The sequence below is a fragment of the Pseudomonas lopnurensis genome, assembly GCF_015070855.1.
GTDB classification, from domain to species: Bacteria; Pseudomonadota; Gammaproteobacteria; order Pseudomonadales; family Pseudomonadaceae; genus Stutzerimonas; species Stutzerimonas lopnurensis.
Genome location: NZ_JADDIX010000057.1, coordinates 8234 through 15025, shown reverse-complemented (window position 1 = coordinate 15025; position 6792 = coordinate 8234). Strand labels below are relative to the sequence as shown.

Here is a 6792-nt window from a genome sequence, read left to right as displayed (position 1 = left end):
CCCACGACATCGTCTGGCTGGAAGAGTACGAAGTGAATGGCGAGTTGGTGCTACTGGCAAGAGGTAGTCGGTGTAAGTCCGATACGAGAACGAAGTGGCGCATCATCTTGGCCCCGAGTCATGCGTTGGTCGTCGTGAGACGGGTAGCGAAGCGTTGGCAGGGGAAACGACAGGCCAGCCATTGAGCCGCGAAATCATAAGTCCCGGCATGCCGACGCTATGATAAGCGGAAGGCGACACGGAGCATTGATTGGCTCCATGCCTCACCTGTCCTGTTCTGCGCCGACCAGATCAACGCTTTAGCATGAGGCGCCGTCAGGGATACTCTTGGCGAGCGTGAAGTACGCGTAGGACATCGATGCTGTCCGTCCTGACTTCATAGATCACAAGGTAGTTGGGGTGCACAACGCACTCCCGGGTTCCGGCCACGCGGCCAGGCCGGAAAAGAAAGGGGGCAGATGGAAGCCCCTCGACAACTCGCAGGATGGAGGTGTGCAAGGCCTGAGCTGCGAGAGGGTTGCGTTGCTCGATGTAGTCGATGATTTCGACCAGGTCGGAGGCGGCTTCGTCAGTCCAGCGAACGGTTTGCACGATTCTTCCTGCGCTCTTCCAGGGCCGCTTGTACTTTCGCCATTGCTTCGTCATGAGGTAGGCGCGGCTTAGCGCTGCTCATGGCTTCCTGCACCTTTGCGCGAAACCAGTGATCGTAGCTGTCTGCCTGCTCCTGCGTCTCGAACTCGGACACGATGGGGGAAAGGTGAGCGCTCATGGTGGATCTCCCGTACAGATGCACACGAGTTTAAACCTTCTCAGGCGTGCTGTGTGAGGTGCACGGACGAGAAGCTGCATCCGTGGCGCGGTCACTCACCGAAGGCGGTGCTCAGGCATCACCGGTTTCGCTTTCCTCTTCGGTGAGCCAGGACCGAGCGGTTGCGGAGCTACGAGGCTCAGGTGCAGATAGGTTGCTATTGCTCAATTTCACTGAGTGGAAAGCCGACACCTACAACAACACCGCGCTTCTTTACGATGTGAAGGCCTATGTATGCGACGCGCAGGGGCAGGTGATTGCGGAAGGCGTCATTACCGGGCGAGATAATCTCGGAGGTAGTGCATTCAATCCTCCTGGTCACGCAAAAAGCGCAGTTCCGCAGGCGTTCAAGCGAAAGCTCGAGGAATTGCTGAACTCCGACCAGGTTGCCGGCGTACTGAACTGATCGACGGACTATTGCGTCAGACACCACGGCGCATATCCCCTGCGGTTGCCCCGGATACGACTTCAGTACAAGGAGAAACTATGAGGCACCTACCCCACTTCGATCCAGAGATCCATTGGAATGGCTACGATGTAGCTATAGCGTATATGCGTAGCCTAGCCGTGTTGGGTGGTGTCCTTATGGGGGCTATTGGGATCGCCATAAAGTATTACCCATTGTCTCCACTGGTAGCAATGGGGTTTGCAACGCTGGCGTTTGGCGTCGGCTTTTTTCTTGGTAAGGCGTATCGCCAATACGTAGACGAGCTGCTAGAGCGGGCAAGTTTTTGGAGACTCTTTAAGATTTGTACGCGCGCATGGCCTTTCTGGATTTCCATGTTGTTCTTGACAGGGATAGGCGTGGGCCAGTTCCAGGCGGAGCAGTTTGAATACTGGAACAAGGTTATCTCTGTTAGTGGCGCTCTCGGCCTCGTGGTCGAGTTCGTTATCTCCAGAATTCAATCGCGCTGAAAAAGTGCTGGCGTTTGGAATTTACTTTACGCTCTCAATGAGGGCGATGTCTTTGCGCAATAAATCGTTGATGAGGATTGTCAAAGCGACGCCCTTACTGCGTGCGCGCTCTTCGAAATAATTGAGCACATCGTTGACCAGGTACACCGGCAGGTGCAGTTCTGCATCGGGGCGGTGGAACTTGCCGCGCTCGGCTCTGCTGAAATCGTACTCTTCACGCATGGTATTCACCCTTCATACTGTTGTGTCTCGTGGCTCGTGGCCAAGCGGGCTGAGATCAAGCGGACATGGATATGGTTGCTGTCATCTTCTCGCCAAGTACGCACCACGACGACCAGTTTGCGACCACCGGTTTGGCCCAGGGTTATCCAGCGTTCCTCGCTCTGGCTGTGGTTCTCATCAAAGAGGCTGAGGGCCCGTGGATCGCGAAACACTCCGCGGCTTCTTCGAAGCTGGCCCCATGTTTGCGCAGGTCGCCTTCTTGGCATCTCATTCAAAGTGCAGATGCATACGCATTATCCCGTTTGTCTGTGAGCGGTGATTGGCTACCGGATGATGGCGGGTTTGCTGATTGCGCCTCTCGCCAAAGGCAGCGTTGATGGGGTTCATGCATTCGGCGGCGATAGCAGGCCTCCTCCGTTCATGATCGGGTCTGACATGGACAGCCGTGAACGCCTACGCCTCAACCCCGAACATCAATCAACGCCTCGGCATTTTCCCTGCGTACCCTGTCGACAAGCGTCTTCAGCAGGTCATGCTCGTCGGTCGCGCCGGACAAGCTGTAGTGGTGCAGGGCGATGAGCCAGTCGCCGTCGCGGGCCAGTAGCTGGAGGCGGTGGCCGTTACCGCGATAGCGGAGCGCCTGGATGTTGCGGTAGGCGGTCGAGCGGCCATCCGTCCACTGGATGGCCTCGCGGCCGAATACGATCCGCTCGCGGCGGATGCGCCATTCCGTCCAGGGGTACCAGAGCAGGCCGGCCAGGGCGTACAGGGCGAGAGGCAGCGCGGCGATCGCTAGCCAGCCGCCGGCGAGGAATGCCGGTATCGCGACGAGTCCCACGGCGAGGCTCCGGGCCATGCTTCGGACGATGGCGTTCGGGGGAATGGCCACGGGAACGAGTGTGATCGCTGGCATGGTGTCCGCTGACGTGTGGTGAAGTGAAATTTTCAGGTATTGCTTTGCCATATATTAAGGGTAAAGCATGGCCGTACGACAGTGCATGGCTGTCTCCCTACACTGCTGCGCAACAGTGTTGGCGAATGACCCATGAGTGCTTTCGGTAGAACCTTGCGCAGCACCCGCCTGGCGGCAGGCCTGACCCAGGAGCAGTTGGGCTTCGAGGTCGGTGTCACCAAGGCATCCATCTCCGCCTGGGAGAACGAGCGCGAGGTGCCGAGTTTCGCGGCGCTGCTGCGCTTGCGCGAAGTGCTGAAGGTTTCTCTGGACGTCCTGGTGGATGGCTGGCCCAACGAGGAGGGGCTCGAGCTCAGCGAGTTGGCGGGTGCCTACGTGCACGACCCACGGCGTATCCACGATGAGCGCGAGTTCGATCTGCTGCAACGCTTTCGCTGCATGAGCGGGCGCCGCCAGGATGCCTTCCTGGAGATCATGCGGCCCTCCGACTAAGGGCTGTCGAGATTCCGCCAGGCCCGTGAAGCAAGCATCGCTTCCGATACCCGGGACGGTTCCAACGTACGAAAAACCCGTGCACGGCAGTGAACGCGGCCGTGCAGCTTGTGGCGGAGTCTCAACAGCCCTCCGCGTCGTTCGTTTTCTTCTTCATTTCCCGTCCGGGGGGCGTCGTGCCTCCAGCAGCTCGGCTCGCCGATATCGCGGTGCTGTCCACGGGTTGTTGGGCTTCGCTGCACTTAGCGCCAACCTAACTGTGGGGCGGATCATTCGCTCATGGCCATGCCGCCGCTTGGCGAGAAAAGGGAACAGATTTATTTTTCCTGCAGGGGTTGCATCCAGGAGGCCATGCCCGGCTTCGTCCAGTCGCCATAGACCTTGCGGATCGCGGCGATACCGGCCTTTTCGGCCTCCAGGAGAATGGAGCCCAGCAGCGCGCTGCTGAGGTTCTCGCCATCCACCAGAGCCGCGAATACATATTCCTCGCCATTGCCTCTTTCTGCTGTCCTTGAGCTGCCCTGATCCGTCTCGCCGTGAGCGACGAGACCCCATGAGGGTAGGCAAGGGCCGCGAGCGTAACGAGCCCCGCCGGACAGGCGCAAGCGCCTTGTCGCGGGCCGGCCGTTTCGCCGCGCCTGTACGCCGCTCGGAGCGCAGCGGTGAAATCTGCGCTGGCATTTGCGCCTGGAGAGGTGCGCTTTTCGTTTCTATAGTGAGCCTTGTCCTTCAGCGCAATGGGAGCGGACCATGTCCTTTCGAGCACCGATTTCCCGAATCTTGGCCGCCGGCGTGGCGTTGTCCGCCTCGGCCGCCTTCGCCCACCACGGCTGGTTCTGGGCGGAGTCGGAGCAGATGGAACTGACCGGCACCGTCACCCGGGTGCAGATCGCCCCGCCGCATCCCTGGCTGGATGTGGAAGCGCCCGATGGCACCTGGCGCGTCGAGCTCGGCAATCCCAGCCAGACCCAGCGCGCGGGTTTCACCGCGGAGTCCGCCAGCGAGGGCGACACCATCACGGCCATCGGCAACCGCTCGAAGGACGAGTCCGAGAAACGCATGAAGGCCGTGCAGATCGAGGTGGGCGGCGAGACCTACGACATCTATCCCGAACGCATCCAGTCGCCCTGAAGCCATGGGGCAGGAGCTCTGGCACGGCCTGTCGGCTCTGCCTCCGGCGGTGTTCCTGCAGAGTAACGGCACCGCCTACCTGCTGGTCAACGCCGCGCACATCGCCTCGCTCGGCCTGCTGATCGGCACCATCGTGACCCTCGACCTGCGCCTGCTGGGCGCCTTCCGGCAGGTGCCGCTGGCGCTGCTCGGGCCGCTGCTCTCGCGCATGGCCGCCTGCGGCCTGCTGCTGGCGATGCTGACCGGCGCCTGGCTGTTCCTGGTCAATGCGGTGGACTATGCGGCCAACCCGGTCTTGCGCATCAAGCTGGGACTGATCGCCCTGGCCGTGCTCAACGCGCTGTGGCTGCATCGCCGCGCCTGGACGCAGGAGCGCCCATCGCCGGCGGTGCGTCTGCATGGCGCGCTGTCGCTGCTGCTCTGGCCGAGCGTGCTGGTGGCGGGACGCTGGATCGGGTTCGTCTGAAACTGGCCGGGCCCGTCCCTGCGCTGCTCGCGGGAGGGGCCCGGCGACCTGCTCGGACAGAAAGACTGGCAGGGGTGGCTCAACCGGCTTCTGCCGCTGCCCCCTGGCCGCCAGCCGTGCCTTGCAGCAGGGGCGCGTAATGGTGCGCCAGGCGCATCAGCAGCAGATCCTTGCGCCGTACCACGTTGGTGGGATAGGGCGTCTCCAGGTTCGAGGTATCCATCTGGCTCAGGGCTACGCCCATCGGCTCGGCGAGCAGCGCCTCGCAGCGGGGAAAACGGAAGGTTTCCGGTCCGAAGATGCCGCTCAGTCCGGGCAGATTCTTTTCTTGATCCTGGACGTTGGCGAAGGCGAAGTAGCAGTTGTTCTCTCCGCCCCGGACCCGGTAATGGTGCCAATGGTACGGATCCTCCCCGGTGGGGATCGGCTCGCCGTGGGCGATGCGGGTGCCGGCGTGGGCGGCATGGAAGGGCCCCGGCAGTGCCGCCGGGCAGGCGATCAGGTCACAGCCTCGCAGGGCGAGGATTCTGACCGCCTCCGGAAAGTCCGCATCGTGCCCGATCAGCAGGCCGATCCGTCCCAGGGGTAGATCCCAGGTCTGCCAGCGGTCTCCGGCGTTGGCCCAGGACCTGTCCGCGTCGCTCAGGTGGATTTTCCGATAGACCGTCAGGATGCCCCCAGCGCCCACCAGGGCTGCGGCGTTGTAGCACCTGTCGTCGTCTCGTTCGGCGAAGCCGACCACGAAATGCTGTCCTCGCGCGGCGGCCGCCCGGCCCAGCTCGGCGAAGACCGGATGGTCGACGGGCACGGCGCTCGCGCCCGGCGCATCGAGTCCGGTCAGCGACAGCTCGGGAAACACGATCAGCTCGGCCCGCCTGGCTTCCTCGCTCAGCGCCAGCATGCGCCGGAGATTCTCGTCGAGGGCCGACTGTGGCGTGAATTGGGCCACGGCGATATGGCTCGCCTTGCCCATGGGCAGCGGCTGGTGGCCGTACAGGCCGAAGAAGTCGAGAGGATTCCAGGCATAGGAGGCCTGCATCAGTTCGTGATAGAGGTCGGGACGGCGTTCCCGCGCCAGGGGGCCCGCGACGCGCTGGGTATCGATCTCGCCCAGCACGACGCCATCGCCCTCGTCGCGACTCGCCTGCACCCGGCCATCCGGCTCGATGATGCAGCTGCCTCCGCTGAACTGGACGCCACGCTCCAGTCCCCAGCGGTTGCTCTCGATGAGGTAGCAGCCGTTTTCCCGGGCTCGGCTGATCCAGTAGGGGGCCGGCGCGCGTTCCGCCAACCAGTTGCTGATATGGCAGATGACATCCGCCCCCTGCAGGGCGACCAGGCGAGCGGTCTCCACGAAGTGGATGTCCATGCAGATCAGCAGGGCCAGGCGCCCGAGCGGGGTTTCGTACACCGAGTGACCGCTGTCGCCGGAGGCGGCCCACTTGGGTTCGGAGATGTAGGGGTGACTCTTGCGGTGCTTGCCGATATAGCCTTCGGGGCCGACCAGCGCGGCCGTATTGAAGTAGAGGCCGGTGGAGGGCTCCACCTCCGGCAGACCGATGACGATATGGCAATCGAGACGCCGGGCCAGCTCGGCGAAATGCCGGGTGGTGGGGCCGGGGACCGGCTCCACGTAGGGTGCGACTTCCTCGCGGTTGTGCCAGCAATAGCCGGTGGTGCCCATTTCGGGCGTCACTACCAGACGCGCGCCGGCAGTGGCCGCCTGTTCCACCAGGCGGCTCAGCTCGGCGATATTGCGGGTCTTCTCGAACATCAGCGGTTCGAACTGGATGGCAGCGGCAGGGTATTTCATGGCGGCGATTCCCGGTTCGTGAGACGGGGCGG

At 62.6% G+C, this 6792-nt stretch carries 12 protein-coding genes; 5 read left to right on the top strand and 7 right to left on the bottom strand.

The window, feature by feature from the left end; genetic code table 11:
* Window positions 1-315 precede the first annotated feature (315 nt).
* Window positions 316-591, bottom strand: a complete 276-nt coding sequence (locus tag IN820_RS11180; protein WP_193681057.1) for a type II toxin-antitoxin system RelE/ParE family toxin — start codon at window positions 589-591, stop codon at window positions 316-318.
* Entirely contained in the window at window positions 569-769 is a 201-nt protein-coding gene (gene relB, locus IN820_RS11175; RefSeq protein ID WP_193681056.1) for a type II toxin-antitoxin system RelB family antitoxin, read from the bottom strand. Before relB ends, IN820_RS11180 begins: the two co-directional genes overlap by 23 nt.
* Before the next feature lie 82 nt (window positions 770-851).
* On the opposite strand from relB, the gene IN820_RS11170 reads away from it, so the two are divergent.
* Together IN820_RS11170 and IN820_RS11165 are read left to right on the top strand one after the other, a co-directional pair.
* The gene (locus IN820_RS11170) at window positions 852-1214 is read left to right on the top strand and encodes a hypothetical protein (RefSeq protein WP_193681055.1); all 363 of its coding nucleotides are present in this window, start codon (window positions 852-854) and stop codon (window positions 1212-1214) included.
* A gap of 80 nt (window positions 1215-1294) precedes the next feature.
* The gene (locus IN820_RS11165; protein ID WP_193681054.1) at window positions 1295-1723 is read left to right on the top strand and encodes a hypothetical protein; all 429 of its coding nucleotides are present in this window, start codon (window positions 1295-1297) and stop codon (window positions 1721-1723) included.
* A gap of 21 nt (window positions 1724-1744) precedes the next feature.
* On the opposite strand, the gene IN820_RS11160 is transcribed toward IN820_RS11165, so the two are convergent.
* From IN820_RS11160 to IN820_RS11150, 3 genes are all read right to left on the bottom strand, one after another.
* The gene (locus tag IN820_RS11160; RefSeq protein WP_193681053.1) at window positions 1745-1945 is read right to left on the bottom strand and encodes a hypothetical protein; all 201 of its coding nucleotides are present in this window, start codon (window positions 1943-1945) and stop codon (window positions 1745-1747) included.
* 5 nt (window positions 1946-1950) lie between these two features.
* The gene (locus IN820_RS22965) at window positions 1951-2211 is read right to left on the bottom strand and encodes a BrnT family toxin (RefSeq protein ID WP_369014996.1); all 261 of its coding nucleotides are present in this window, start codon (window positions 2209-2211) and stop codon (window positions 1951-1953) included.
* A 194-nt stretch (window positions 2212-2405) separates the two neighbouring features.
* Entirely contained in the window at window positions 2406-2783 is a 378-nt protein-coding gene (locus tag IN820_RS11150) for a hypothetical protein (RefSeq protein ID WP_193681052.1), read from the bottom strand.
* Window positions 2784-2990: 207 nt separating this feature from the next.
* On the opposite strand from IN820_RS11150, the gene IN820_RS11145 reads away from it, so the two are divergent.
* A complete protein-coding gene (locus IN820_RS11145) occupies window positions 2991-3350 on the top strand; it encodes a helix-turn-helix domain-containing protein (RefSeq protein ID WP_193681051.1) in 360 nt (119 codons plus the stop codon).
* A 317-nt stretch (window positions 3351-3667) separates the two neighbouring features.
* Here IN820_RS11145 and IN820_RS11140 read toward each other — a convergent pair whose 3' ends face one another.
* On the bottom strand, window positions 3668-3955 hold the full coding sequence (locus tag IN820_RS11140; RefSeq protein ID WP_193681050.1) for a PIN domain-containing protein: 288 nt from the start codon (window positions 3953-3955) through the stop codon (window positions 3668-3670).
* Between the two features lie 145 nt (window positions 3956-4100).
* Between IN820_RS11140 and IN820_RS11135 the strand changes: the two genes are divergently transcribed.
* Together IN820_RS11135 and IN820_RS11130 are read left to right on the top strand one after the other, a co-directional pair.
* Window positions 4101-4481, top strand: coding sequence for a DUF6152 family protein (locus IN820_RS11135; RefSeq protein ID WP_193681049.1), 381 nt, complete (start codon window positions 4101-4103; stop codon window positions 4479-4481).
* 4 nt (window positions 4482-4485) lie between these two features.
* Window positions 4486-4947, top strand: a complete 462-nt coding sequence (locus IN820_RS11130) for a DUF2214 domain-containing protein (RefSeq protein WP_193681048.1) — start codon at window positions 4486-4488, stop codon at window positions 4945-4947.
* Window positions 4948-5026: 79 nt separating this feature from the next.
* Here the strand turns inward: IN820_RS11130 and IN820_RS11125 are convergent.
* Window positions 5027-6792 (bottom strand): nitrilase-related carbon-nitrogen hydrolase (locus tag IN820_RS11125; RefSeq protein ID WP_328822101.1); only part of this gene is annotated, 1766 nt, incomplete at its 5' end.

Bases quoted from the DNA above. Each gene is read 5' to 3' on its own strand.
- relB (WP_193681056.1), bottom strand. From the start codon at position 769: ATGAGCGCTCACCTTTCCCCCATCGTGTCCGAGTTCGAGACGCAGGAG.
- IN820_RS11165 (WP_193681054.1), top strand. From the start codon at position 1,295: ATGAGGCACCTACCCCACTTCGATCCAGAGATCCATTGGAATGGCTAC.
- IN820_RS11160 (WP_193681053.1), bottom strand. From the start codon at position 1,945: ATGCGTGAAGAGTACGATTTCAGCAGAGCCGAGCGCGGCAAGTTCCAC.
- IN820_RS22965 (WP_369014996.1), bottom strand. From the start codon at position 2,211: ATGCCAAGAAGGCGACCTGCGCAAACATGGGGCCAGCTTCGAAGAAGC.
- IN820_RS11145 (WP_193681051.1), top strand. From the start codon at position 2,991: ATGAGTGCTTTCGGTAGAACCTTGCGCAGCACCCGCCTGGCGGCAGGC.
- IN820_RS11135 (WP_193681049.1), top strand. From the start codon at position 4,101: ATGTCCTTTCGAGCACCGATTTCCCGAATCTTGGCCGCCGGCGTGGCG.
- IN820_RS11130 (WP_193681048.1), top strand. From the start codon at position 4,486: ATGGGGCAGGAGCTCTGGCACGGCCTGTCGGCTCTGCCTCCGGCGGTG.